The sequence below is a fragment of the Aeromonas oralensis genome, from assembly GCF_049665575.1.
GTDB lineage: Bacteria > Pseudomonadota > Gammaproteobacteria > Enterobacterales > Aeromonadaceae > Aeromonas > Aeromonas hydrophila.
In genome coordinates this window covers 2248140-2274103 of record NZ_CP187186.1, presented here as the reverse complement: position 1 = coordinate 2274103, position 25964 = coordinate 2248140, and the positions used below count along the sequence as shown (strand labels likewise).

Below are 25964 nucleotides of genomic sequence, written 5' to 3'. Positions count from 1 at the left end.
CTTCCTTATCGTTGTTGTGAATGAAACAGGGTGATGAAACGGCGCCCTGCCCGCTCGTCTGCACGCATCGACCCCGGTGTTGCCGGGGTCGGGTGAGGCAAGGAAGTGACAGGGCAGCCCATGTTTATCGCTGCTGCAGCGAGACGAAATGCCGGGGCGCCGGGCCGACATAATCGGCGCTCGGGCGGATGATCCGGTTGTGTTCGCGCTGCTCCATCACGTGGGCGCACCAGCCGGTGACCCGGGAGCAGACGAAGATGGGGGTGAACAGCTTGGTCGGGATCCCCATGTAGTGATAGGCGCTGGCGTGGAAGAAGTCGGCGTTGGGGAAGAGTTCTTTCTCCTCCCACATCACCTTCTCCGCTTCGCAGGAGACGCGATAGAGCCGGTCATCCCCCACCGCCTCGGCCAGCTTAGCCGACCAGTTCTTGATGATGACGTTGCGTGGATCCGAGGTGCGATAGACGGCGTGGCCAAAGCCCATGATCTTCTCCTTGGCCGCCAGCTTGGCCAGCAGCTCGCGCCGCGCCTGGGCCTCATCCTGCCAGGGCTCGATCATCGCCATGGCGGCCTCGTTGGCGCCGCCGTGCAGCGGGCCGCGCAGGGTGCCGATGGCCGCGGTGACGCAGGAGAACATGTCAGAGAGCGTCGAGGCGCAGACCCGCGCCGCGAAGGTGGAGGCGTTGAACTCATGCTCGGCGTAGAGAATGAGGGAGACGTGCATCACTCGGCGCTCCAGCTCGCTCGGCGCCTTCTGGTGCAGCAGCGCCAGGAAGTGGCCGCCGATGCACTCTTCGTCGGTGTCGAGGGGGATGCGTACTCCGTGGTGGCTGAATTTGTACCAGTAGAGGAGAATGCCCGGGAAGGCGGCCAGCAGCCGATCCGCCACTTCATGCTCGTGCTCGAAGCCATCTTCCGGCTCCAGATCGCCGAGCATGGAGCAGCCGGTGCGTAGCACATCCATGGGGTGGGCGTCGGCGGGAATGCGCTCGAGCACCTCCAGCAGGGCGGCAGGCAGGGTGCGGAGGCTGCGCAGCGTCCGCTTGTAATCCTCGAGCTGCTGCTCGTCCGGCAGCTCGCCCTTGAGCAGCAGGTAGGCGACCTCTTCGAACTGGGCGCCATCGGCCAGCTCCTGAATGTCATAGCCGCGATAGGTGAGCCCGGTGCCGCTCTTGCCCACGGTGCAGATGCTGGTCTCCCCTGCGCTCTGGCCACGCAGGCCGGCGCCACCCAACGGTTTTTGCTGTCCCATTGCCTTTCCTCCTAGTCCCTGGATGTAAACAGACGGTCCAGCGTCTGCTCGTAGTGGTGATAACCGAGGAAGTCGTAGAGCGACTCCCGGGTCTGCATGGTGTCGACGACGGCCCGCTGATGGCCATCCTGGCGAAGGTGCTGATAGACGTTGAGGGCCGCCTGATTAGCCGCCCGGCTGGCACTCAAGGGATAGAGCACCATGTCGACGCCGTGGGCGGCGAGTGTCTCCTTGTCGAACAGCTCGGTTTTGCCGAATTCGGTCATGTTGGCGAGAATGGGGACCCCGGCCGCCTGCTTGAACAGGTCATACTGACCGAGCTCGGTCACCGCCTCGGCGAAGATCATGTCGGCCCCGGCGGCCACGTAGGCGGCGGCGCGCTCCAGCGCCGGGCCAATCCCCTCCACCGCCAGCGCGTCAGTGCGGGCCATGATGACGAACTCACCATTCTCGCGGGCATCCACCGCCGCCTTGATGCGATCGCACATCTCCTCCTGCGAGACCACCGCCTTGTTGGGCCGGTGGCCACAGCGCTTCTGGGTCACCTGATCTTCCATGTGCACGGCGGCCACCCCGGCCCGCTCGAAGGCCCGCACGGTGCGGGCGATGTTGAATGCCCCGCCCCAGCCGGTGTCGATGTCGACCAGCAACGGTATACGGGTAGCGGCAGTGATGCGTTCGGCGTCGATCAGTACGTCGTTGAGGGAGGTCATGCCGAGATCCGGCAGGCCATAGGAGGCGTTGGCAACGCCGGCGCCTGACAGATAAATGGCCTGAAAGCCGCTGCGCTCTGCCATCAGTGCCATGTAGGCATTGATGGTGCCGACGATCTGCAGGGGACGTTCGTTGGCGAGGGCGGTGCGAAAACGCAGGCCTGCCGAGGGGGTAAGGCTGGACATCATGACTCCTTTCACTTGTCTCGTGAGACTATCTAATATCACGTTTACGTTAACGTCAATCATACTTTCGTGGCATGCCCCCGCCAGGCAAGACAGGACGCGGGTTTTAGGGTAAATTTCACCAATTCCTTCAACAGGTTGAATCGTAATGTCGGATCTCAATCCCGTGATCGTCTGCCCGGCTTGCGACTTGCTGATCGAACGCAAGTTATTGCCGCTGAGGCGCCACGCCCACTGTCCCCGCTGTCATCAGCATCTGTACGGGCGCTATGCATTTCGCCCCTCCCAATTGATGGCGTTGACCATCACCGGCTTCCTGTTGCTCCCGTCCGCCTTCTTCGAACCGCTGATCTACCTTCGCCTGGCCGGCGTCAACTCGGACGCCAACTTGCTCAAGGGCATCATGGTGCTGCTGCTCGAACACGAGATCTGGGTGGCGGGACTGGTGTTCTGGTGCGCCGTGCTGGCGCCGGTGGGCTTGCTGGTCGGGATCTTTGCGCTGGCTTCGGGCCTCGCCAAACGCTGGCACATACTGGCGCCGACCCTGAAGGCGGTAGAGGTGTTTCGTCACTGGGCCATGCTGGAGGTCTACATCGTCAGCCTGCTGGTCGCCCTGTTCAAGCTAATCGACATCGCCGACGTGCGTCTCGGCGGCGGTCTGTTGAGCCTGGGGATCCTGATGCTGCTCAACCTGACCCTGCTGATCCTGTTTGACCCGGCTCCCTACTGGGAGCGAGTACCGCTGGAGGAGCCGGACCATGTCCCAGACCAGCGCCCGTGAACTGGGGCTCTGCCGCTGCCACACCTGCGGCCTGCTGGTGCGCTATCAGGCGGGCAGCGTCTGCCCTCGTTGTCATAGCCGGCTGCAGGTGCGCATTCCCCACTCCCTGGCCTGGTCCTGGGGGTTGCTGGCGCTGGCCAGCTTCATGTTGCTGCCCGCCAACCTGCTGCCCATCACCCATTTCTACAACAAGGGATTGTTGCAGTCCGACACCATCTTCAGCGGTATCATGATGCTCTATCGCAGCAAGATGTCGGGCATCGCCACCATCGTCCTCACCGCCAGCATCATAGTGCCGGTGGGCAAGATCCTTGGGCTGGGCTGGATCTGTTGGCAGTTGCAACGAACCAAGCCGGTGCGGCGCAAACGCCAGCTGGTGATGTACCGGGTGATCGATTTTATCGGTCGCTGGTCCATGCTGGACTTGTTCGTCATCTCGCTGATGGTGGCCCTGGTTGATCGCGGGGTGCTGCTCAACGTGCGGGCTGGCCCCGGCGCCACCGCCTTTGCCGGCGTGGTGGTGCTGACCATGATGTCGGCCCGCATGCTGGATATGCGCCTGCTGTGGGACAAGGCAGCCCGCTAGGGTCTGCCATCACATATGCCTGAAACTGTTTGTCTTTATCTGAGCCAATTAAGGAGTCGGTATGATCGGGGCTGAACCCGTCATTGAGAAGCGTCGCTGGTTGTCACCCGTCTGGTTGCTGCCCTTTATCGCCCTGTTGCTGGCGGGAGGCTTCATCTACCAGCAGCTTGCCAGCAGTGGTCAGCTGATCCGCATCAACTTCGCCCAGGGCAACGGTATCCTGCCGGGCAAGACCCAGGTGCGCTATCAGGGGGTCGCCATCGGGGTGGTGCAGGAGCTGGAGCTGGCCGAGGATGGCCGCAAGATAGCCGTGCTGGCCAAGATTGACAGCCGGGCCCGCCCGCTCATCCGCAAAGGCTCGGACTTCTGGCTGGTGAGCCCCAAGGCGTCGCTCACCGAGATCTCCGGCCTCGATACCCTGGTCTCCGGCAACTACATCAACCTGCAGCCCGGGCGAGACAACAACCCGCTGCAGGAGGAGTTCGACGCGCTGGACGGCCCTCCCCCCGGTTATCAGGCTCAGGGACGAATGCTGCACCTGACCGCCGATTCGCTCGGCTCGGTCGGCATCGGCGCCAAACTCTATTTTCGCGGCATCGAGGTGGGCAGCGTCATCAACACCCGCCTTGGCGAAGAGAACCAGAACGTGATCCTGGATCTGGTGATCGAGCCGCGTTTTGAGCACCTCATCAAGGCCGACACCCGCTTCTGGAACATCAGCGGCATCAAGGGCTCCTTCAGCCTGGCCGGGGTGAACGTGGAGGCCGGCAGTCTTACCTCCATCCTGAGCGGCGGCATCGCCTTCGACTCTCCCAAGGACTCCCCGGAACCGGAAAAAGGCCAGGTCTTTACCCTCTACAAAGGGTTGGCCGAGGCGGCGCGCGGCGAGCGGATCGACATTTTTGCGGGGGATCTGCCCATCAAGGAGGGGATGCCGATCCTGTTCGAAGGCATCGAGATCGGCCGCATCGACCCCATTCGCCTCACCGACAAGGGCCGGGTGGTGACCGCGCTGATCAACCCGGAGCAGGCGTTTCGGATCACCGGCAACAGCCGCCTGGTGTGGGAGAGCGTCTCCCTCGGCGCCGGTGGCATCAAGCATGCGGATCGCCTGCTGGCGGGCCCGGCCATTCGCCTCGACTATGTGGCGGGCGAGCGGGTGAAGGCCATGACCCTTAGCAGCAAAGAGCAACCGGGTGGCATCAAGCTGGTGCTGCAGGCCGACGATCTGGCCGGCCTCAACGAAGGGGCACCGCTCTGGTACAAGGGCCTGCAGGTGGGCCAGATCAGCCAGCTCACCCTGGATGGCGGCGGCAATGCCAGCGTGGCCCTGGTCGTGCAGAGCCAGTATCAGCATCTGCTGAGCCGGGCCCGTTTTTATCGGGCGGCGCCACTGCAGATCGATGCCGACCTGAGCGGTATCAAGGTGGAAACCAGCCCGGCCAGCGCCTGGATTGGCGGCGGCATCAAGCTGGTGCAGGCCCCCGCCGGCGAGCGGGTCAACCGGCTCTATCCCAGCCAGGAGCTGGCCCTGCTCGGTACCCGCGATGCCAAGCCCCGGCGCTGGGTGTTGAAGGCGGAGCAGGCTGACGGTATCGGCATCGGCTCCCCCGTGCTCTATTTGGGGCTAGAGGCCGGCAAGGTCAACGCGCTGCGCGCTGCCAAGGAGGGGGTGGAGATCGAACTCGAGATCGCCGGTGTCTATGCCCCCCTGCTCGAGCAGCAGCCGCAATTCTGGAAAAAGCCGGCGCTGGATACCCGGGTTCGGGTGGATGGCGTGCAGGTCAAGGTGGGGAACCTCGCCACCCTGCTGCGCGGTGCCATCGAATTCGATCGGCTCGGTACGGGTCGCAGCAGTCACCAGCTGTTTGACAGCAAGGAGCAGGCCAAGGCCAAGGTACGGACCCTCTCCCTGGTGGCCGACAGCAACCCGGGACTCGGGGTCGGCAGCCCGATCCGCTACCGCGGGGTCGACATCGGCAAGATTGAACAGATTGAGCTGGAGCCGACCCTGGGCCAGGTGATCTTCAAGGCCGAGCTGGATGGCCAGTATGCCGCGCGCTTCCTGCAGTCTGGCGCCCGCTTTACCCTGGTGCAGGCCAAGCTGGGGCTGGGCGGCGTGGCCCACCTCGATACCCTGATCAAGGGCGCCTTTGTGGAGGCGCAGCCCGGTCAAGGCGCAGGCAAGGATCGCTTCCCCCTGAGCCAAAGCGGCCCGGCCGGCCTGGCACTCACCCTCAAGAGTGCGTCGGTCAATGGCTTGAGCGTCGGCAGCCCATTGCTGTTTCGCAAGATGGTGGTGGGCAGCGTGACCAAGGTGGCGCTGGCCCGCGATGGCAGCGAGGTGCTGATCGACGTCAACGTGGAGCAGGAGTACGCCCATCTGGTGCGGGCCAACTCCCGCTTCTGGAACGTCTCCGGGGTCAAGGCAGATATCGGCCTGACCGGTGGCACCATCGAGGTGGAGACGGTGCAGAGCCTGCTGGCGGGCGGCATCGCCTTCAACACTCCGGAGAAAGAGATGGGGCCGACCGTCAAGGCCGGTCACAGCTACCCGCTGCATGCCAAGGCAGAGAAAGAGTGGCAGGAGTGGAGCCCCCGCATCCAGCCCTGATCGCTCCCCTCCCCCACGCTCACTCAAGCCCGGCACTGTGCCGGGCTTGTTTTTACCCGCCGCGCTTTCAGAATATTCCTACCCTTGTGATAAGATGTCGCCCCTCTTTTTCGGTCAACGAGACTGCACCGTGCACGACAACACCTATCTTCCCGATCACTTCTTGCGCCATATCGCGGCCATCATGCCGGCGCACCTCTCCATGGATGAGTTCGTGGCCAGTTGTCGACGACCGCTGCGGCGCAGCATCCGGGTCAACACCCTGAAGATATCGGTGGCGGCATTTGTAGCGCGGATGCAGCCGCTCGGTTGGCAGCTCGATCCCGTGCCCTGGTGCGACACCGGCTTCTGGCTGAGCCGTGAAGACGAGAGCGTGCCTCTTGGCAACACTGCCGAGCATTTGAGCGGGCTCTTCTACATTCAGGAGGCGAGCTCCATGCTGCCGGTCACCGCCCTGTTTGCCTGCGAGCAGACCCGGCGCGATGGCATGCTGCTGGACGCGGCGGCGGCCCCCGGCTCCAAGACCACCCAGATCGCGGCCTTGATGAACAACCAGGGCATGCTGGTTGCCAACGAGTACTCCAGCAGCCGGCTCAAGGTGCTCTGCGCCAATCTGCAGCGCTGCGGCGTGACCAACGTAGGCATGACCCATTTTGATGCCAAGGTCTTCGGCCAGTGGTTGCCAGAAACCTTCGATGCCATCCTGCTCGACGCCCCCTGCTCCGGCGAGGGCACTGTGCGCAAGGATGAAGATGCCTTGCGCAACTGGAGCATCGAGAGCATCGACGAGATCGCAGCGGTGCAGCAGGGGTTGCTGGAGAGTGCCTTTCATGCCCTCAAACCGGGCGGCGTGCTGGTCTACTCCACCTGTACCTTGAGTCTGCAGGAGAACCAGGCGGTCTGTCAGTCACTGCTGGACAAGTTCGGCGCTGCGTTCAGCGTTGACTCGCTGGCCGATCTCTTCCCCGCTGCAGAGCAGGCCTGCACGCCGGAAGGATACCTGCACGTTTGGCCCCAAATCTTCGACAGTGAAGGCTTTTTCGTTGCCAGATTGCGCAAGCATCACTCCGTGCCCAACACCATGTTCAAACCGGGCAAGCTCGGCAAATTTCCCTTCTCGCCGCTGCCGGCCAAAGAGTCGGAGCCCATGCTGCGCGAGATAGAAGCCACTTTCGGGGTCGTGCCGCAGGGAAATCTGTTTGGCCGCAGTGAGGAGATCTGGCTCTTCCCCCAGCTGTTCGAACAGGTACAGGGCAAACTGCGTTTCGATCGCATCGGGCTGAAACTGGCGGAGACCTTCAAGAAGGGTTATCGACTGACCCATGAGTGGGCACTGGCCTATGGCGACGGTGCGAGCAAGGGATTCGTCGAGCTCGGCATTGCTGATGCGCGGGAGTTCATGATGGGGCGGGATGTGTGGCCGGAGCAAGTGGCTGGCAATGGCGAGGTAATCGTCCGCTATCAGGGTCATACCCTGGGCATGGGGAAATGGGTGGGCAGCCGGGTCAAGAATGCCCTGCCCCGCGAGTTGGTGCGCGACAACAACCTGTTTGTGTAACGAGTGTTGTTGGAGCTGGAAAACCCACACTCCGGTTGAACTTTTGCGTGGATCTTGAAAAGCCTTGAGCTTTGTCTAAGCTTAAGGCTATCCGAACACCAGTTAGCGCACGGCTCTGCAAGGAGCCAATTCCCCTATGCCAGGTACAAGGAATTCGTACCTGGCTTTTTTTATGTTCGCCGTTCGCATGTAGCAATGAAACATCATGCCGCCGGTACGTTTACTCGAGCACCTCTGCCGGCTCTGGTACTTCGACATGCGGCGCAGCTTGTTTCTGTTCAAGCTCATGTTGATAGAACAGATCGATGGCCTGCTCGATGAGAGAGGCCTGGCTGTCTTCGAGCTGCAATCCCAGCATGGCCAACCGTTCGGCGTGGCGATTGCTGATCCAGCATTGCAATCGGCTGTGAGTTTCCTGTTTGCGTTTCACGTGCTGGCGCTGGCGCTCGGCGTTGTCTTGCGCACTGCTCACTTTCATTTCCTGGCTCATATCACCTTGCAATTTTGATTCTTATCACCTGTTATCTCTCACCGGTTCTTCACCATTCGCTGGCCAACGTGAGGAGCCTGACTCTCCCCCTCTTGGTGGGGTTAGTTCAGTGCGCTGCAAATATATCATTGGATCAACAAGATATCATTTAACATAAAAATATGAGTGACGCAGTTGGTTTAAAGCAAGCCATCCAGGGCGTGATCCGAGAACTTGTGGGCATCGTCGAAATACTCCTGCAAGGTGCGGATGTCCTTGTGACGGGTAACCTCGATGATCTTGTTCATCGGTTTGCCGGCGGTGACCGCCGAGGTGATGAAGCCGCGGCGCAGACTGTGGCCACTGACCTGGAGATCATCGATGGCCTGACCGGTGCGCCGCTTGATCATCAGGTTGATACCTTGCGGACCTAGCGGCTCCTGCATAAGCTGACCCCAGCGATTCATGCGGCGAAACAGGGCGCCCTCGCTGATCCTGCTCTGTTTGAGCCAACGCGCCAGTGCCGACACCGGACAATATTGTTTGCCGGGCACCAAGGCGATCTCCGTTTCATGTAGCTGATGCTTGCTTGGCTTGAGCCGAAGGCGGATCCCCTGCCCCACAAAGTCGAGGTCATCCACCTCAATTCTTGCGGCTTCCGAGCGTCGCAAGGCGCCGCTGAACATCAGTAACAACAGGGTGTAATCCCGCAGCCCCGCCAGATTGCCGGTGTCGATCTCATCGAGCACACAGGCCAGTGGTTTCAGGGTCAGTGCCCCCGTTTTGCGCTTGCGGTTGTCACCGAGTCGCACTATGCCCCGCATCATTTCCTTTATTTCCGCATGCTCGGTCGGCATGGGATGAATCCCCTTCTGCTTGAAGGCATAACGGATGCCGGCGAGCCGTCTTACCAGAGTGGCCGGTTTGCGGGGATCGCCGTTGCGCAGCTCCCCCTTCCCTTCCTCCTTGTCCAGCCAGACCCAGTCTGCCAATATGCCGTCAGCCTGATCCGCCAGAAAGTTCATGATGTCATGATGGGTAGTTTGCAGCGGATCGAGCCCATGCAGCTGACACCAGAATACGAAGATGCGGGTGTCGGCCTGGTAGGCATTGAGGGTGGAGTCGGCTTTGGCGCTGCGCAGGAAGCGTCTGGCCCGGCTGTTCAGTTGAGGATCGAAGACACTCTGCAAAGCCTGTTGAGTTTGGGCCTGGATGTGTGGGTAGTTCACTTAACTCTATGATTTAATGCGGAGTTTCGTTGGATCTTACAGGATCTTGCAGATCTATCAAGTATCGATAATGAATATTATCGATACTTATGAAGAGTCCTTTTTACCCATTTCAGCCCCCTCATTTATTCCTCAAATACCCTCTGAACCCAGCTTCGTTTATCAGAGGTTGGTGATTTGATCTCATCAGCATCCACCACACCAAGTGAGAGATAACGACCTACCGTGATCGCTTTTGGGTGGGTCATGATAGTGTCGATTGTCATAGTAAAACGCCCCGCTATGCGGGGCGTTGTTTGTTTTATCGCTTTGCCAACTTGAACAACTCGAAGAAGTTGTGGCTGGTCGCTTGGGCCAATTCAGCCAGCGGCATCTGCCGCAGATCCGCGATGAACTGAGCCACGTCACGTACGAAGGCCGGCTCGTTCTCCCTGCCCCGGTGCGGAACCGGTGCCAGATAAGGTGAGTCGGTTTCAACCAGCAGTCGCTCCAGCGGCAGCGCCTTGACCACCGCCTGCAGAGCAGCCGCATTCTTGAAAGTGGCAATGCCGGAGATGGAGATATAAAAACCCATCGCCATGGCCGCCTCCGCCATCTCGAGCGACTCGGTGAAGCAGTGCAACACCCCGCCGACCTGCTCGGCCCCCTCTTCGCGCATGATCTGCAGGGTATCCTGCTGGGCATCACGAGTGTGAATGATGAGGGGCTTGTTCAGGGCGCGGGCCACCCGGATATGCTCGCGGAAGGAGGCCTGTTGTACTTCCTTGTTCTCCGGCGAATAGAAGTAGTCGAGCCCGGTCTCGCCGATGGCCACCACCCTTTCATCTGCTGCCTGGGTCAGCAACAAGGCGGCATCGACGCCAGGCTCTTGATTGAGAGGGTGCACACCACAGGAGGCAAATACCTGAGGATAAGGGGTGATCGCTTCCAGCATGGTCGGGAACTGCACCTGGGTGACGCTCACGCACAGAAAATATCCCACGTCCTGCTCGGCGGCCTTGGCCAGCACATCGGCCATATTGGTCTGCTTGCTGCCATAGCTCAGGCGATCGAGATGACAATGGGAATCAACGAGTAACATATAAAACCTTTGTAGCTAGATCTATAACCAGCGAGTCAGCCAGTTCATCAGATGGATGGTGGGATTGGAGAGCTGCCCCGGCTGACAGGCCATCTTCAGCTCGACCAGCTGTTGCTCTGCCTCCAGCAGCTTCTCGCTGGAATGAAGCTCGGCAAGTTGCTGGCTGAGCGCCGTCAGATCCGGCATCGCCAGCTGATGATGGCCGCAACCTGCCTGCGTCTTGAGGGCATCGCACAAGAACAGCTGCAACCAGTGCAGCCTGACCTGGGTATCGCTCCCCAGCAGACCGCACACATGGTTGGCCCGGGTCGGCGTCTGTGCCAGCGCGAGAAAACTCTCCAGCAGCTCCCGGCGGGCACTGTCTTGCTGCTCTTCGATATAGCGCAGCACCCGCAGCGGCGCCCCCTGGCAGATCCGGACCTGGGCCAGCGTGGCCTGATGACCCTGCTCTGCCAGCCAGCGCACCGTCTCACCTTCGGCGGGCAACTGGCAGACATGTTTGTGGCAGCGACTGAGAATGGTCGGCAGCAGACGGGAAACCTGAGAGGCGATAAGCAGCAGCAAACTGTCGCCGGCGGGCTCTTCCAGTGTTTTGAGCAGGGCGTTGGCGGCCGACTCCGTCATGCGTTCCGCATCCGGGATGATCACCACCTTGCCGCGGCCAAGCTGGGCCGAATTCTGCAGGCGTGAACAGATCTCGCGAATGGCCTCGACCCCGATGGTCTTGCTCTCCGTGGTCAGGGTGCCCAGATCCGGATGATGGCCCTTCTCAAACAGCTGGCAGGAGTGACATTGACCGCAGGGCTCACCCCGGTCGGGCCGATGGCAGAGGTGCAAGCGCGCCAATTGTTCCGCAAGCTGCTCCTTGCCAAGACCGGGATCGCCGAGCAGCAACCAGGCGTGACCGAGTCGACCGGCCGCGGCTGTCTGGCTCAAGGCATGCCAGTCCGGGATCAACCAGGGATACATGAGGGCTCATCTTTCAGGTAGTGGGCCAGTGCTGCCTCGATGGCCGCCTTGACCTGCTCCGGCGCTTGGCCGGCATCGATCACCTTGATTGACTCATCGGCGGCAGCCAATTCCAGATAGCGCTGGCGGGTACGCTCGAAGAAGCTGAGTTGCTCGAGCTCGATCCGGTCCAGCTCACCGCGGTGGCGAGCCCGTTGCAGGCCGATGGCGGGATCGATGTCGAGATAGAGCGTCAGATCCGGTTTGAAGTCGCCGAGCACGGCCCGTTTAATGGCACCGATAAGGTTGGCATCGATGCCGCGGCCACCACCCTGATAGGCCTGGGACGAGAGATCGTGGCGATCGCCTACCACCCAGATGCCGTCAGCCAGGGCCGGCTTGATACGGGTCTCGACCAGCTGGACCCGGGAGGCGTACATCAGCAGCAGTTCGGCTTCGATGGTGAGGCGCTCGTCGTGCACCTCCTTGATGATGGCCCGCATCCGCTCGGCCAGCGGGGTACCGCCCGGCTCACGGGTACACTCGAGCCGAGCCACGCCGTGGCCATGCAGATAGTCGGTCACATAACGCACCGCGGAGCTCTTCCCTGCTCCTTCCAGTCCTTCAATCACGATAAATTTAGACATTAGGGCTTCTTCAATATGTATTCGCGGACCGCCCGATTGTGTTCATCGAGGGTCTTGGAGAAGTAGTGGGCACCGCCCCCTTTGGCGACAAAATAGAGGTAGTCGGTCGATTTGGGGTTGAGCGCCGCCTCGATGGAAGCCTTGCCCGGCATGGCGATGGGAGTGGGCGGCAAGCCGTCGATCACATAGGTGTTATAGGGGTTCACGTCGGTCAGGTCGCTGCGGCGGATGTTGCCATCATACCTGTCCTTCACCCCGTAGATGACGGTGGGATCGGTCTGCAGCTTCATGCCAAGGCGCAGGCGATTGACGAATACCGAGGCAATCTGAGCGCGCTCTTCCGGCATCCCCGTCTCTTTTTCGATGATCGAGGCCATGATCAGCGCCTCGTAAGGGGTCTTGTAAGGCAGATTGGCCTGGCGCTTGTCCCAACTCTGCTGCAGGAAGGCTCGCATGTCCTGATAAGCGCGACGCAGGATGGAAATATCGCTGGCATGAGTGGTATAGGCGTAGGTTTCCGGCAGGAACCATCCCTCCAGCTTGCCATTGTCGATGCCAAGCTCCTGAGCCAGATCCGCTTCGCTCTGCTCCACCGTCAACCGCTCCAGATAAGGGGCGCTGGCCAGTTGCTTCAACCAATCCTCGAAACGGGATCCTTCGACGAAGGTCAGGCTGAAGTGAAACTCCTTTCCAGAGGCAAACAGGGAGAGGGTCTCCTTGAGGGGAGCCCCTTCCTTGATCTCATAGGTGCCGGATTTGATGGCAACCAGCTCGGGGTGACCGCGCAGCCAGAGCCGCACCGCCCAGGGGCTGGTTTCCCCCTCCCCCAGCTCGGCAATCAGGCGCGCCGCATGGGCCCCCTTCTCGACGGTAAAGAGGCGGGTCGGCCCCTTGTTGGTGAGCGTCTCCACCTGCTGCCATTTGTAATGTACATAGCCCCCGGCCACGGCAACTGTCAGCGCCGCGCCCGCGAGCAGGGTGTAAAGCCGATTAAACTTCAATGACCAAACGCTCCTGTAAGCGGCGGATCAATACCGGACTGGCATATTGGGTCTCCCCGATGCCGGTCACCGGCACTATGCCCATCAGGGTATTGGTCAGCCATACCTCTTCGGCCTGCCACAGTGACTCCAGCGGAGCCTCCACGACACGCAGTTCAATGCTCATCTGTTTTAGCATCGCCATCACATGGCGCCGCATGATGCCGTCTATGCCGCAGTGGGTAAGATCCGGCGTGAATACCGTTCTGCCACGGCGCCAAAACAGATTGGCACTGACCCCTTCTACCAGAAATCCCCGGCTGTTCAAGACTATACCTTCGACTCCCGAACGCGCCGCAAGTTCGCTTTTCAGCAGCACCTGCTCCAGCCGGTTGAGGGTCTTGAGGCCCGCCAGCATGGGGGCTTCGCCCAGTCGTTGCTGGCATACCAGCAGGGGAATACCGGTCTGCTGCCACGCAGGATAGTGAGCCGGGTAAGCGGCCAGCGACAGGATCCGGGTCGGCGCATGACAGGCGGTGCCATCATACCCCCGGCCACCACTGCCTCGGGTCAGCATCACCTTGATCACCGCCAGCGTCTGGTCGCGAGCCATCCCAGCGACCTCGTCACCAAGCTGTTGCCAGTCCAGCTCGGCAAGGCCGAGTCTGGTGCTCGCTTGCTGCAGCCGTGCCAGGTGAGCCGGCCACCAGACGGGGCGACCATCCTTGACCAGCAAGGTAGTGAAATGGCCATCGCCATAAGCCAAGCCACGATCCATGGCGGAAACGCTGTATGTCGGTATTCCATTGATCAGCAAAAGGATCCCTCCGATAAAAAAGGCCCGATACTGTCGTATCGGGCCCATACTATCCGCCCAGGGCGAATTATACGCGTTTGAAGATCAGTGAGCCATTGGTGCCACCAAAACCGAAGGAATTGGAGAGGGCATATTCGAAGTCACCAGCCTTGGCAACATGAGGCACCAGGTCCAGATCGCACTCATCATCCGGGTTGTCCAGGTTGATGGTGGGCGGCGCCATCTGATCGCGCAGCGCCAGTACCGTGATGATCGCCTCGATGGCGCCGGCGGCGCCCAGCAGGTGACCGGTCATCGACTTGGTGGAGCTGATCATCAGGGATTTGGCATGCTCGCCAAACACCGCTTTCATGCCACGCAGTTCGGCCACGTCACCCAGGGGGTGGAAGTGCCGTGGGCGTTGATATAACCCACCTGCTCGGGGGCGATGCCGGCATCCTTGATGGCATTTTGCATGGCGCGAGCGCCACCGTTGCCATCAGCGGGAGGCGCCGTCATGTGGTAGGCATCGCCACTCATGCCAAAACCGACCAGCTCGGCGTAGATCTTGGCGCCGCGGGCCTTGGCGTGTTCGTACTCTTCCAACACCAGCACCCCGGCGCCATCACCCAGCACGAAACCATCGCGATCTTTATCCCACGGACGGCTGGCCTTGGTGGGCTCGTCGTTGCGGTTGGAGAGCGCCTTGGCCGCCGCAAAACCGCCCATCCCCATCGGGGTGGAGGCTTTCTCGGCGCCGCCGGCCACCATCACGTCCGCATCACCGTAGGCGATCATTCGGCCGGCCATGCCGATGGCATGGGTACCTGTGGTGCAGGCGGTGGTCACGGCGATGTTCGGCCCTTGCAGACCCTTCATGATGGAGAGATGACCGGACACCATATTGATGATGGTGGACGGTACGAAGAAGGGGCTCAGCTTGCGGGGGCCGCCGTTGACCAGGCTGCTGTGGTTCTGTTCAATCAGACCCAGGCCGCCGATACCGGAACCGATCGCCACACCGACGCGCTCAGCATTTGCCTCGTTGATGACGAGACCGGCATCATCCAGCGCCTGTATGCCTGCGGCGATACCGTACTGGATGAAGAGGTCCATCTTGCGAGCTTCTTTGCGGTTGATACCGTACTGCTCGGGATCGAAATCCTTGACCTGGCCTGCGAAACGGGTCGCAAACTCGCTGGCATCAAAGTGTTCGATGGGAGAAATGCCGCTCTGCCCGTTGAGCAGGGCTTGCCAGCTGGATTCGGCAGTGTTGCCTACCGGGGAAAGCATCCCCAAGCCGGTCACCACGACTCTGCGTTTTGACACTGAGGTAGTCTCCGAGAGGTGTTTTGAAAAGGGGTAAACATAAAAGAAGCGGCCCTTGGGCCGCTTCTTTCAGAACAGGAACTTATTCCTGATTAGCGGTGATGTAGTCGATAGCCGCTTGAACAGTGGTGATCTTCTCGGCTTCTTCATCAGGAATTTCGGTATCGAATTCTTCTTCCAGCGCCATTACCAGTTCAACGGTATCCAAAGAGTCAGCGCCCAGGTCGTCGACGAAGGAGGCAGCGTTCTTAACGTCTTCTTCTTTAACACCCAGTTGTTCGATGATGATTTTCTTTACGCGTTCTTCGATGTTGCTCATGACCTGAATTTTCCTTTAAAAATACGCTATTGCGTCTGGTTGGGGTAGTTTATTCAATTGACGTGAGTTTGCAAGTGGCTTGCCGCTGGTCAAACCACGAAATTCGCCAAACTTCGGCGTACTATCGCAAATTTGAACAGATCTCACGACAAATTGATTACACCATGTACATCCCGCCATTAACATGCAGGGTTTCGCCAGTGATGTAGGCGGCATCATCCGATGCCAAGAATACCACAGCAGCGGCAATTTCTTTCGGGTCGCCCAGACGAGCGGCAGGCACCTGGCTCATGATGCCGGCACGCTGCTCTTCATTGAGCGCCTTGGTCATATCGGTCTCGATGAAACCGGGGGCAACCGCGTTCACGGTAATGCCGCGGGAGGCCACTTCACGGGCCAGCGACTTGGTGAAACCAACCAAGCCCGCCTTGGCGGCAGCATAGTTGACCTGACCGGCGTTGCCCATGGTTCCCACCACGGAGCCGATGCTGATGATGCGCCCATTACGCTTCTTCATCATGGCGCGCAGCACCGGTTTGCTCAGTCGATACAGGGAAGTGAGGTTGGTGTCGATGATCTCGTTCCACTCATCATCCTTCATCCGCATCAGCAGGTTGTCACGGGTGATGCCGGCGTTGTTGATCAGGATGTCGATGTCGCCAAAACGCGCCTTGATGGCGGCGAAGACGGCTTCGATGGATTCCTGGCTGGTCACGTTCAGTGCCATGCCGCAACCCTGTTCACCCAGATAGGAGCTGATCGCCTCGGCGCCGCTCTCGCTGGTCGCCGTGCCGACTACTTTGGCGCCACGGGCCGCAAAAGTTTCGGCAATTGCACGGCCGATGCCACGACTGGCACCGGTCACCAACACAACCTTATCGGTAAAGCTCATTACTTGCTCCTGTTTACTTGATCTGGGCCAGCGCCTGCTCGAAAGAGGCGGCGTCGTTGGCATGAATACCTTCCACGCGCTTGTCGATGCGCTTGGCGAGCCCGGTCAATACCTTGCCCGGTCCCATCTCGATCTCGAGGGTAACCCCCTCATTGGCCATCCGCTCGACAGTCTCGGTCCAACGAACCGGGCTGAACAGCTGACGCACCAGAGCCTGTTTGATGGCGGCCGGATCCTGTTCACAGGATACGTCGACATTATTGATGACAGCGATGGCAGGAACCTTGATCTCGATCCCGTCCAGCGCAGCTGCCAATTTTTCTGCGGCAGGTTTCATCAGAGCGCAGTGAGAAGGCACGGAGACCGGCAGCAGCAGCGCACGCTTGGCGCCGGACTCTTTCATCAGCACGTTGGCACGCTCGACGGCCTCTTTGTGGCCGGCGATGACCACCTGGCCCGGAGAGTTGAAGTTGACTGGGGAGACCACCTGTCCTTGTGCCGCTTTTTCGCAGTTGGCGGCGATGGCGTCATTGTCCAGGCCGATGATGGCGGCCATGGCACCGGTGCCTTCCGGCACGGCTTCCTGCATGGCCAAACCACGCAGCTCGACCAGTTTGACCGCATCGGTAAAGGCTAGTGCACCGCTGCAAACCAGGGCGGAGTATTCACCTAGGCTGTGACCAGCCATCACGGTGGGAGTTGCCCCACCCTGCTGTTGCCACAGACGCCAAAGCGCGACAGAGGCTGTCAGCAAGGCGGGTTGGGTGCGCCAGGTCTTGTTCAGATCGTCGGCCGGACCATCCATCACCAGGGCAAACAGGTCATAACCCAGCACCTGGCTCGCCTCGGCGAAGGTCTCCTTGATCACGGCATGTTGTTCGGCCAGTTCGGCCAGCATGCCGACGGTTTGGGAGCCCTGTCCCGGGAAGGCAATGGCAAATTGGGTCATCATTGATTCCTTTAGATAAGACAAAAATGAGAGCGGCAGGATGAGCCAGATTGCTCATCCCGACCACGATCAGAGGCGAACCAGCGCCGAGCCCCAGGCAAAACCACCGCCGAAGGCTTCCAGCAATACCAGCTGGCCCGGTTTGATCCGGCCGTCACGCACCCCTTCATCGAAGGCGATGGGCACGGAGGCGGCAGAAGTATTGCCGTGCTTGTCGAGGGTCAGCACTACCTTGTCCAGCCCCATGCCAAGCTTCTTGGCGGTGGCGCTGATGATGCGGAAGTTGGCCTGATGAGGCACCAGCCAGTCCAGCTCGCTCGGCGCGATGCCGGCGGCAGCCAGGGTTTCGGTGACGATCTCGCTCAAACGGGTGACCGCCACCTTGAACACATCGTTGCCCTTCATGTACATGTAGGCTTCAAGCTCGGCCCCCGGCATACCGCGACGCGGCTGCGGCAGCTTGAGCAGATCGCCGTAACGGCCATCGGCATGCAGATGGGTGGAGAGAATGCCCGGCGTTTCGCTGGCACCGATCACCACGGCCCCTGCCCCGTCACCAAAGAGGATGATGGTGCTGCGATCTTGTGGATCGCACATGCGCGACAGCACATCGGCCCCGACCACCAGTACGTGACGGGCGGCACCGGATTTGACGAACTGATCGGCGATGGAGAGCGCGTAGGTAAAGCCAGCGCAGGCGGCGGCCACGTCAAAGGCCGGGATCCCTTGCACCCCGAGCAGGCCCTGCAATTCACAGGCGGCGGCCGGGAAGGCGTTCTCGGCACTGGTGGTGGCCAGCACTATCATATCGAGATCGGCTGCGGTCAGGCCCGCTGCGTCCAGGGCGCGCAGAGCGGCCTGGTGAGACAGGGTGGCGACGGTTTCATCGGCACCGGCAATGCGACGTTCACGGATCCCGGTACGCTCCACAATCCACTCGTCGCTGGTTTCCACCATCTGTTCGAGATCGGCATTGGTACGTACCGAGTTCGGCAGATAACTGCCAGTACCCAAAATTTTGCTATGCATAGAGTTCTTATAGATCCCTGTCGGAAAAGACAGATTCAAGGCGATCTGCTATTTGCAATGGAAGTTGATGCTTGGCCTCTTGCGCGGCCAGCAGGATCGCGTTACACAGGGCACGCCGTTCGGCCCGCCCGTGGCTTTTTACCACAATGCCGCGCAATCCTAACAGACTTGCACCGTTATACTGGTCGGGGTTCAGGTAAGAAAAACGCCGTTTGAACATAAATCCGGCGATACGGCCAAGAAAACTGCGTTTTTTGCGGGGATATCCGGCCAGTTGGGCCATCATCCGCACGACCCCTTCCGCCGTCTTGAGGGCCACGTTGCCGACAAAACCGTCGCAGACGATCACGTCGCACTCGCCGCTGAAGATCCGGTCCCCTTCGACAAAACCGACGAAGTTGAGCGCCTGGCACTGGCGCAGCAACTCGGCACTGTGGCGTACCAGATCGTTGCCCTTGATCTCCTCCTCCCCCACGTTGAGCAGGGCCACCCTGGGAGTGGCAATGCCCTCAACTTTTTCAGCCACCACGGCGCCCATCACCGCAAATTGCAGCAGGGTGTCGGCATCACAACTGACGTTGGCGCCAAGATCCAGCATCACGGTCCGTTTGCCGGAAAGGGTGGGCAACGCTTTGATGAGAGCGGGTCGGTCGACCCCGGGCAGGGATTTGAGCACGCACTTGGCTATGGCCATCAGCGCACCGGTATTGCCGGCGCTGACGCAGGCATCGGCCTCACCGGCCTTCACCAGATTGAGGACGACCCGCATGGAGGAGTCTTTCAGGGTGCGCAGCGCCACGATCGGTTTGTCGCCCATGCCAACCACCTGGGATGCATGCACGAAACGAACGCGGGGATGATTCAGCAAGCCATGTTGCTGCAAAAGAGGGGTGGTCTGGTGTTGGTCACCGACCAGGATCAGTTTTAACTGGGGTAAAAGAGACAGTGCCTGCACGGCGGCAGGCACTGTTTCCGAGGGGCCAATATCTCCCCCCATGATGTCTAGCGCGACAGTTTGCGTAGACAAAGGCAATCCTTAAGCGATTACCTTTTTTACCGCGGTAGAAACCATCGGCAGTCACGTGGTGACGACGATGGATTTCGCCACTGGTCTGATCAACTGTCAGGGCAGCGGTGGTCAGCGCATCGTGGGAACGACGCATGCCACGCTTGGCACGGGTTTTACGGTTCTGTTGTACGGCCATTGTAGGCTAACTCCTAAATTCACTTACGTTTAAGCTCTTCAAGAACTGCAAAGGGATTCGGCCGCTCATCAGCAGGTTCGATCTCACCCCAGGTCATCTCCATGTTACCGCGCGGGCAAGCATCCATGGGATGCATGGCCACCTGCGGCAACGAGAGGATGAGTTCATCCTCCAGGATTTGATGAAGATCCATCTCGCCGTTTTCGTCCAACTCAATGGGCTCATAAGCTTCCGGCAGTTCTTCCTCGTTTGTTCTTTCGAACAGCGGAGTGTAGATAAATTCAGCTTCACAGAGATGCTCGAATGTTTCTCCACAACGCTGGCAAACCAGGTCAACCTTGGCATGGGCAGTGCCTTTCATAACGGTCAACTTCTGGACATCTTTGCCAAAGTGCAGCGATACATCGATATCACTCTGCAAGCCTGCGGTTGATTCCTCCAGCCTGGGCATCTGCGACTTTTCCACTATCCCGACATAATCGAGCAGCTTCGAGGCACTACGGACTGGATCAACCTTTACGGGCAACTTCACCTTTTGCATAGGGCGCGAATATTATAGGTCCAACAACTGATAGTCAAAGGAAAAAGTCCTTACCGCCGATGATTTTAACCTCACAACCCCCGCACATGGCGGAACTTGCGCTCACCGGTGGCTGATTATGCCATAAACCAACGGATCCGACACCGGATCCTGGCCGCATTTGCGCTGACGCTGGGGATCCGGCTCACTCCTTGACAGCAGAATTTCACGGCGCAGGTGACTCAACCACTCCACTCCCCAACCCCCACGGGGTTCATGGATGGCTGCCGCACAGCCCGACTTGACGCCCCTGCCGCATATGGGCGCAAGGGCAAGGCTCGGGCGGGATGGCCTCCATCAGACGGCGGATGGCCCGAAAACTGTCCAGCGCGGCCTGGGCTGCGATGGGGTTGATGAGCCAGCCAGGCAGGTTGTCACCCGGGTTGGTATAGGTTTCGAGGCGTATCAGGGTGGTGCCGTTGAGTTGCGGCACCGCCTCCCAGCGTCCTTCACTGGCCCGGATCCGCACCCGACCGGGGTAAGGTGGCAGAGCATCAGGGGCGGCCCATACCGTCAGCACCAGAGCGCAATTTGGCAGGCGTTGCAGGCGGGAGTGGGTGATAAGCTCCCGCTCCTGTACCGGCCAGGGCGCAGAGAGCCGGGTATAGACCAGATCTTCATCGGGTGCCGGCTTGGCCAGTACCCTTACCTCCAGGCTCTGGGGCAGCCACTCCTGATGGCGAGCGGTATCACGCAGTACGGCCAGCAGCGCCGACGGCGGTGCGGCCACGTTCATCTCCAGGCGCAAAGCCAGAAAGGCGCCAGGGGGATGAGCCCGGCTCCACAGCAGTATGCCCGCCTCCCCCGCCTGCAGGTGCCAGCCCTGTGCCCAGGCCGGCACGCAGAGCAACCATAACAGCCATATCCCGACTCTCATCATCCATGACCCCGCCTTGCCCATTCCTATGCTTATAGCCGTTTTTATGACCCTGCGAGGTAGAGGCCAGGGTTAACCTGCGCCGGTTGCCCCGATATGCTGGTGGTAGAGCCGTTTGATCTCGTCGCGCAGCCACAGCACCTTGGTGTTGTGGTTGTTGCGCTTGTGCCAGAGCAGGATGAAGGCGATGTCGAGTTGCCGATAAAGGGCTTCATCCAGCGGCAGCGGCAAGGAGATCAAATTGTCGTGGTGCTGGCGGGCATAGCTGGCGCAATAGGAGGGCACCACCGCGATCAGTTCGTGATCTGACTGGGCTGCGATATGCAGCGCCTGCTCGAAGCTGGAGACCCGGATCGGCACCTGCCGGCTGAGCCCCTCATCATCCAGCAGGCTGTCAAGCGCCCAGGCATCGCTCGCCTCCCACACCACGCTGACATGGGGATAGGCGAGAAAGTTGTCGAGGTTCCAGGTGCGGGCCAGCAGCGGGTGATCCTTGCGCAAAAACACCATGGGCCTGTCTTCGAACAACACCTCGTGATCGATGTAATAGGGAAGCCGGTTGACCCTGGCCAGCGAGCTGGGGTGAGTTTCCCTCGCACAGAAGCCGAGATCGGCATCGCCATTGATGATGTCGTTGAGGGAGTGATGGTCCCAGTTCATGATCCGGATGGTCGATTTGCGATAGGTTTCATAAATCACCATGGGCAGATCATTGAGAAAGCTGATGTAAAAGGGCGACTCCAGCACCAGCCTGAAGGCGGCCCCCGCCGGAATGGCATTGCCGCAGAGGGAGGCGATGTTGCCCGATAGCTGGAACCACTCCTTGAGCTCTTCCTCCAGGGTGAGCGACAGATTGGTGGGCTCCAGCCCCCGCTGAGTGCGAAGGAACAGCGGGTCGTCGAACCAGTCGCGCAGCCGCGCCAGCGCCTTGCTGACGGTGGGTGCCGTGACATTTAGTTTCTTGGCAGCCTTGGTGACACTGCGCTCTTGCAGCAACAGCCGAAATACCACCAACAAATTGAGATCGAGGTCAATCAAGGGACGCATGCTCAGGGATTCTCCATGACCGGGACACCATGGGCGGGGGCTGTCGAAGGCCGGTCCCAGGGCGCGAAAGAGCAGATAGAGTAACACGGCGCCGAGCAGGGCACAGGCAAGCAGCGTGCTGGATGCAAAGCCAAGCCACCCCATCAGCCAGATATAGCCGGCGCTCACGGTTATCTGGGCAAGACAGAGGGTGGCGCTGGCGAGCGCTATCTGATGACGGCAACTGGCCAGCGCCTCGCCCATGGCGATGCCGAAGCTCGCGGAAAAACCGATGCAGGTGAAGGCAAAGCCCGCCAGCAGCAGCCATAGGCCCCAGGAGCTCTCAAGATGAGAGGCCAGGATCAGCAGCAGTGCCAGCCCCAACCCACCGTGGGTCAGCGCGAGCAGGCTGTGCTTGTGGAGCCGACGCAGCAACCAGGGGGCAAAGAAGGAGGTGATCATGCTGATCATCGCCATGATCATCATGATGCGGGCATACTCTGCGCTTGCCAGCCCCCTCTGGGTCATCAGGATCATGGGTGAAGTGCTGACGTAGGTCAGAATGCAGGTCATGCCGGCACTGCTCAACGCGCACATCCAGAGGAACTGCGGCGCTCGCAAGAAGGCAAAGCGGGCTGCTGACGCACGTGAGGATGGCTCAGAGTGCAGCGGCAGGCTCTCTTTCAGCCCCAGCAGGTTGATCAGCAGCACCACGCCGCCGAGCAGCGCCATGGCCTGAAAGATGGCAGGCCATGGGAAGCCGGTCAGGATGAGATAGCCCAGCAGCGGCGCCAGCACGGGGATCACGCAGATGACCCCATTGATGGCCGACAGCACGGCCGCCAGCCGTGCCGGTGGCAACACGTCTCGCAGCACGGTAAAGGTCATGATGTAGAGGGCGCCGGCCCCTGCCCCCTGCCCCACCCGCGCCAGCAGAAACTGCGCAGTGTCGGCGGCGCTGCCGGCCAGCAGCGACGCCAGCATAAACAAGCCGGCCCCGCTCAGGATCACCGGCTTGCGGCCGTGGCGATCTGCCAGCAGGCCGGCCATCGGGACGGTCGCGGCCATGCCGAGCAGATAGAGGGAAAACGCGGTGTGCAGCTGAGCCTCGCTGGCCTGAAGGCTGGCGCCGATGTTGGGCAACGCCACCAGATAGAGATCGATCCCTACCGGGTAGAGTGTGATCATCAAAAAACAGCAGAGCATGTAACGGCCCATGGTGACTCCTCAGCGAATGGGTAGCATCGACGGGGCACTATAACGTCAGGCCGGATGAATAAGCCGATAGCGGTGTTTTCCAATCTCGACATGCTGGAAAAGAGAATGGCGGCGACATTTGCCCTCGCCGCACGGTGGCGATACCATCCACGCCTGCCCGTTTCTGAACCTGGATACCTGATTGCCATGTCGCGTCCCCTGATCCTCGCTTCCACCTCCCGTTATCGCAAAGCCCTGCTGGAAAAGCTGGGCCTCCCCTTTGAGTACGCCGCGCCAAATGTTGATGAATCCGTGCAGCCTGGTGAGGATGCACAGACGCTGGTGGCACGGCTGGCCCATGCCAAGGCCCGTGCCATCGCCGACCAGCATGATCAGGGGCTGATCATCGGCTCGGATCAGGTGTGCGTCTGCGATGGCCGGATCCTGGGCAAGCCGGGAACGGTCGAGCGAGCGGTGGCCCAGCTGATGGCGGCCCAGGGGCGCAGCGTCACCTTTTATACCGGCCTGTGCGTGCTGGACGCCACGTCTGGCCGCGCCGAGCAGTTGATAGAACCCTTCACCGTTCACTTTCGCCAGCTGGATGAGGCGGCCATCCGCCGCTATGTAGAAGCTGAACAGCCCCTCGACTGTGCCGGCAGTTTCAAGTGTGAAGGCATGGGGATCGTGCTGTTCAAGGCCTTGGAAGGGCGCGATCCCAATGCGCTGATCGGCCTGCCGCTGATCGGCCTGATCGAGCTGCTGGCCCGCCACGGTATCGCCCTGCCCTGATGGGAGCGGTACACCAGCCACGAAAAACGGGAGCCAAGGCTCCCGTTTTTCGTTTATTCATCGGTCATATCGCAAGGCTAATCCAACAACCGCTGGAGCTCCGCCATGGTGTCGACCACCGCCAGCGGATGGTGGGCCAGCAAGCGTGCACGGTCGTGCACGCCCCAACTAACCCCGATCCGCGGCATGGCCAGCGCTTCGGCCATCGCCATGTCGTGGATGGAATCGCCGATCATCACCGCCTGATGCGGGGCAATGCCCAGCTCATCCAGAATTTGCGTCAGCATCAGGGGATCGGGCTTGGAGTTGGCCTCGTCCGCCCCGCGCGTGGCGGCAAAGAGCGGCCGCAACCCGGTTTCATCCAGTACCCTGTCCAATCCACGCCGTGACTTGCCGGTGGCGACCGCCAGGGCCACCCCTTGTGCATGCCAATGCAGCAGCAGTTCCCTCGCCCCGGCGAACAATGGGCTGGGTGTGCTGTCATGGACGTAATGGTGGCGATAACGGGCGATCAGGGCGTTGGCTCGTTCACTCCCCTGCTCCAGGGAAAACAGCCGGGGGATACCGACCTCCAGACTGAGACCGATGATCTGGTGCGTCTCGACGGCGCTGGGCACGGGCTCACCACAGTCGCGAGCCGCATGCGCAACACAGGCAACAATCCGGCCCACCGAGTCCATCAGGGTACCGTCCCAGTCGAAGATGGCGAGCCGGATGGTCTGCATCAGCGGGCCAACTTGTTCAGGAAGTCGTCGAGTTCGGGGGCCAGCGGTGCTTCCACCTGCATCTCGCGACCATCGGCCGGATGGATAAAGCTCAGCTTCCAGGCATGCAAAAACAGTCGTTTTAGCCCCTGACTGCGCATTTTATCGTCAAATACGGCTTCTCCATACTTGTCATCACAGGCGATGGGGTGACCCGCATGCTGGGTATGCACCCGGATCTGGTGGGTACGACCGGTGATCGGGCTGCACTCCACCAGGGTGGCCTCGGCAAACTGACGGGCAATCCGAAAACGCGTTTCGGAGGGCTTGCCATCGCTGCTGACCCGCACGACCCGCTCGCCGGATTGCAGGTCATTTTTGCGCAGCGGCGCATTGACCACCTTGACGTGAGGCTGCCACTGGCCACGCACCAGCGCCAGGTACTGCTTGCGCATGGTCTTGACCCGCAGCTGCTCATGCAGACTGCGCAGGGCGCTGCGCTTCTTGGCGACCAGCAGTACACCGGAGGTGTCGCGATCGAGCCGATGCACCAGTTCGAGGAAACGGGCTTCCGGACGCAGGGCACGCAGCCCTTCAATCACGCCAAAGCTCAGGCCGCTGCCACCGTGCACCGCCATGCCGGACGGTTTGTTCAGTACGATCATGGCGTCATCTTCAAACAGGATCTGGCTCTCCAGACGCTGGATGCTGCCAAGATTGGCCGAGGGCAGTTCGTTCTTTTCGGCAACCCGCACGGGGGGACCCGTACCTCGTCGCCAGTGCAGAGTTTGTATTCCGGTTTGATGCGCTTTTTGTTGACGCGCACTTCCCCTTTGCGAAGGATGCGATAGATCAGGCTCTTGGGGACGCCCTTTAGCTGAGTCTTGAGAAAATTGTCGATGCGCTGCCCTTCATGCTCAGCTTCGATGGTGAGCAGCTGCACTTGTTGATGTATCTGTGTCATGGCGCGGATTTTAACACTGCCGGCGGCCCTTGGCTGCATGCTTTGTTGAAAAATGGCGCCTTGCTATAAAAGTGGTTTAAATGGGATAATAAACAAGGTTTTGTCATTGTGTTCAAGCCTTGTACTAAGTGGCCAAAATTTATGCCACCCAATCCCGAAACACCGTGTATACAAGAACATGACGGTTCCCGGGTGCGAGGTACAGCGCATGGAGAACGCAAACAGAACCGCTAATTTGTCTCCACACCGGTATCCTTTTCATGC

23 protein-coding genes and 4 pseudogenes are annotated in these 25964 nt (G+C 60.4%); 5 read left to right on the top strand and 22 right to left on the bottom strand.

Features of this window, described 5'->3' with window-relative positions; all coding sequences use genetic code 11:
- Window positions 1-124: 124 nt before the first annotated feature.
- Complete coding sequence (gene prpC / locus ACPDZI_RS10675; protein WP_438834506.1) at window positions 125-1252, bottom strand: bifunctional 2-methylcitrate synthase/citrate synthase; 1128 nt, start codon at window positions 1250-1252, stop codon at window positions 125-127.
- An 11-nt stretch (window positions 1253-1263) separates the two neighbouring features.
- Window positions 1264-2151, bottom strand: coding sequence for a methylisocitrate lyase (prpB, locus tag ACPDZI_RS10670; protein WP_202010171.1), 888 nt, complete (start codon window positions 2149-2151; stop codon window positions 1264-1266).
- Between the two features lie 148 nt (window positions 2152-2299).
- Between prpB and ACPDZI_RS10665 the strand changes: the two genes are divergently transcribed.
- From ACPDZI_RS10665 to rsmF, 4 genes are all read left to right on the top strand, one after another.
- Window positions 2300-2932, top strand: coding sequence for a paraquat-inducible protein A (locus ACPDZI_RS10665; protein ID WP_168967491.1), 633 nt, complete (start codon window positions 2300-2302; stop codon window positions 2930-2932).
- Window positions 2910-3518, top strand: coding sequence for a paraquat-inducible protein A (locus ACPDZI_RS10660; RefSeq protein ID WP_438834505.1), 609 nt, complete (start codon window positions 2910-2912; stop codon window positions 3516-3518). Before ACPDZI_RS10665 ends, ACPDZI_RS10660 begins: the two co-directional genes overlap by 23 nt.
- Window positions 3519-3579: 61 nt before the next feature.
- Window positions 3580-6132 (top strand): MlaD family protein, encoded by a 2553-nt coding sequence (locus ACPDZI_RS10655; RefSeq protein WP_438834504.1) that lies wholly within the window; start codon window positions 3580-3582, stop codon window positions 6130-6132.
- A gap of 130 nt (window positions 6133-6262) precedes the next feature.
- Window positions 6263-7690 carry a 16S rRNA (cytosine(1407)-C(5))-methyltransferase RsmF gene (gene rsmF / locus ACPDZI_RS10650; RefSeq protein WP_438834567.1) on the top strand — a complete coding sequence of 476 codons (1428 nt, stop codon included), beginning with the start codon at window positions 6263-6265 and terminating at the stop codon, window positions 7688-7690.
- A gap of 220 nt (window positions 7691-7910) precedes the next feature.
- On the opposite strand, the gene ACPDZI_RS10645 is transcribed toward rsmF, so the two are convergent.
- The 18 genes and pseudogenes from ACPDZI_RS10645 to ACPDZI_RS10560 form a co-directional block, all read right to left on the bottom strand.
- Window positions 7911-8180 (bottom strand): RepB family protein, encoded by a 270-nt coding sequence (locus ACPDZI_RS10645; RefSeq protein ID WP_202010168.1) that lies wholly within the window; start codon window positions 8178-8180, stop codon window positions 7911-7913.
- Between the two features lie 179 nt (window positions 8181-8359).
- Window positions 8360-9301, bottom strand: a complete 942-nt coding sequence (locus tag ACPDZI_RS10640; protein ID WP_236662901.1) for a site-specific integrase — start codon at window positions 9299-9301, stop codon at window positions 8360-8362.
- A 388-nt stretch (window positions 9302-9689) separates the two neighbouring features.
- Window positions 9690-10469: a TatD family hydrolase gene (locus tag ACPDZI_RS10635; RefSeq protein WP_438834503.1), complete on the bottom strand. Its 780-nt coding sequence runs from the start codon at window positions 10467-10469 to the stop codon at window positions 9690-9692.
- 21 nt (window positions 10470-10490) lie between these two features.
- On the bottom strand, window positions 10491-11438 hold the full coding sequence (holB, locus tag ACPDZI_RS10630; protein WP_219314209.1) for a DNA polymerase III subunit delta': 948 nt from the start codon (window positions 11436-11438) through the stop codon (window positions 10491-10493).
- Window positions 11423-12064: a dTMP kinase gene (gene tmk, locus ACPDZI_RS10625; protein WP_438834502.1), complete on the bottom strand. Its 642-nt coding sequence runs from the start codon at window positions 12062-12064 to the stop codon at window positions 11423-11425. The genes holB and tmk overlap by 16 nt, the downstream gene beginning before the upstream one ends.
- The gene (gene mltG / locus ACPDZI_RS10620; protein ID WP_168967483.1) at window positions 12064-13065 is read right to left on the bottom strand and encodes an endolytic transglycosylase MltG; all 1002 of its coding nucleotides are present in this window, start codon (window positions 13063-13065) and stop codon (window positions 12064-12066) included. The genes tmk and mltG overlap by 1 nt, the downstream gene beginning before the upstream one ends.
- On the bottom strand, window positions 13055-13909 hold the full coding sequence (pabC, locus tag ACPDZI_RS10615) for an aminodeoxychorismate lyase (RefSeq protein ID WP_438834501.1): 855 nt from the start codon (window positions 13907-13909) through the stop codon (window positions 13055-13057). Before pabC ends, mltG begins: the two co-directional genes overlap by 11 nt.
- Before the next feature lie 19 nt (window positions 13910-13928).
- Window positions 13929-15169: pseudogene (fabF, locus tag ACPDZI_RS10610) on the bottom strand (beta-ketoacyl-ACP synthase II).
- Window positions 15170-15251: 82 nt separating this feature from the next.
- Complete coding sequence (gene acpP / locus ACPDZI_RS10605; protein ID WP_005300909.1) at window positions 15252-15488, bottom strand: acyl carrier protein; 237 nt, start codon at window positions 15486-15488, stop codon at window positions 15252-15254.
- 157 nt (window positions 15489-15645) lie between these two features.
- Window positions 15646-16380 (bottom strand): 3-oxoacyl-ACP reductase FabG, encoded by a 735-nt coding sequence (fabG, locus tag ACPDZI_RS10600; RefSeq protein ID WP_268030700.1) that lies wholly within the window; start codon window positions 16378-16380, stop codon window positions 15646-15648.
- 13 nt (window positions 16381-16393) lie between these two features.
- Entirely contained in the window at window positions 16394-17329 is a 936-nt protein-coding gene (gene fabD, locus ACPDZI_RS10595) for an ACP S-malonyltransferase (RefSeq protein WP_438834566.1), read from the bottom strand.
- Between the two features lie 69 nt (window positions 17330-17398).
- The gene (locus ACPDZI_RS10590; RefSeq protein ID WP_438834500.1) at window positions 17399-18358 is read right to left on the bottom strand and encodes a beta-ketoacyl-ACP synthase III; all 960 of its coding nucleotides are present in this window, start codon (window positions 18356-18358) and stop codon (window positions 17399-17401) included.
- A 7-nt stretch (window positions 18359-18365) separates the two neighbouring features.
- Window positions 18366-19385, bottom strand: coding sequence for a phosphate acyltransferase PlsX (gene plsX, locus ACPDZI_RS10585; RefSeq protein WP_438834499.1), 1020 nt, complete (start codon window positions 19383-19385; stop codon window positions 18366-18368).
- A gap of 22 nt (window positions 19386-19407) precedes the next feature.
- Window positions 19408-19563 (bottom strand): annotated as a pseudogene (gene rpmF / locus ACPDZI_RS10580) (50S ribosomal protein L32); the annotation flags it as partial.
- Window positions 19564-19582: 19 nt separating this feature from the next.
- Complete coding sequence (gene yceD / locus ACPDZI_RS10575; RefSeq protein WP_011706102.1) at window positions 19583-20104, bottom strand: 23S rRNA accumulation protein YceD; 522 nt, start codon at window positions 20102-20104, stop codon at window positions 19583-19585.
- A 253-nt stretch (window positions 20105-20357) separates the two neighbouring features.
- Window positions 20358-21023 carry an START domain-containing protein gene (locus ACPDZI_RS10570; RefSeq protein WP_438834498.1) on the bottom strand — a complete coding sequence of 222 codons (666 nt, stop codon included), beginning with the start codon at window positions 21021-21023 and terminating at the stop codon, window positions 20358-20360.
- Between the two features lie 69 nt (window positions 21024-21092).
- On the bottom strand, window positions 21093-22067 hold the full coding sequence (gene yidZ, locus ACPDZI_RS10565) for an HTH-type transcriptional regulator YidZ (protein ID WP_017764484.1): 975 nt from the start codon (window positions 22065-22067) through the stop codon (window positions 21093-21095).
- 111 nt (window positions 22068-22178) lie between these two features.
- Window positions 22179-23234, bottom strand: a pseudogene (locus ACPDZI_RS10560) (MdtL family multidrug efflux MFS transporter); the annotation flags it as partial.
- Between the two features lie 216 nt (window positions 23235-23450).
- Here ACPDZI_RS10560 and ACPDZI_RS10555 point away from each other — a divergent pair.
- Window positions 23451-24032: a Maf family protein gene (locus ACPDZI_RS10555; RefSeq protein ID WP_438834497.1), complete on the top strand. Its 582-nt coding sequence runs from the start codon at window positions 23451-23453 to the stop codon at window positions 24030-24032.
- Window positions 24033-24109: 77 nt separating this feature from the next.
- Here the strand turns inward: ACPDZI_RS10555 and ACPDZI_RS10550 are convergent, their stop codons facing one another.
- The gene (locus ACPDZI_RS10550) at window positions 24110-24757 is read right to left on the bottom strand and encodes an HAD family hydrolase (RefSeq protein WP_438834496.1); all 648 of its coding nucleotides are present in this window, start codon (window positions 24755-24757) and stop codon (window positions 24110-24112) included.
- Window positions 24757-25700, bottom strand: a pseudogene (rluC, locus tag ACPDZI_RS10545) (23S rRNA pseudouridine(955/2504/2580) synthase RluC). Before rluC ends, ACPDZI_RS10550 begins: the two are co-directional and overlap by 1 nt.
- Window positions 25701-25964 lie beyond the last annotated feature (264 nt).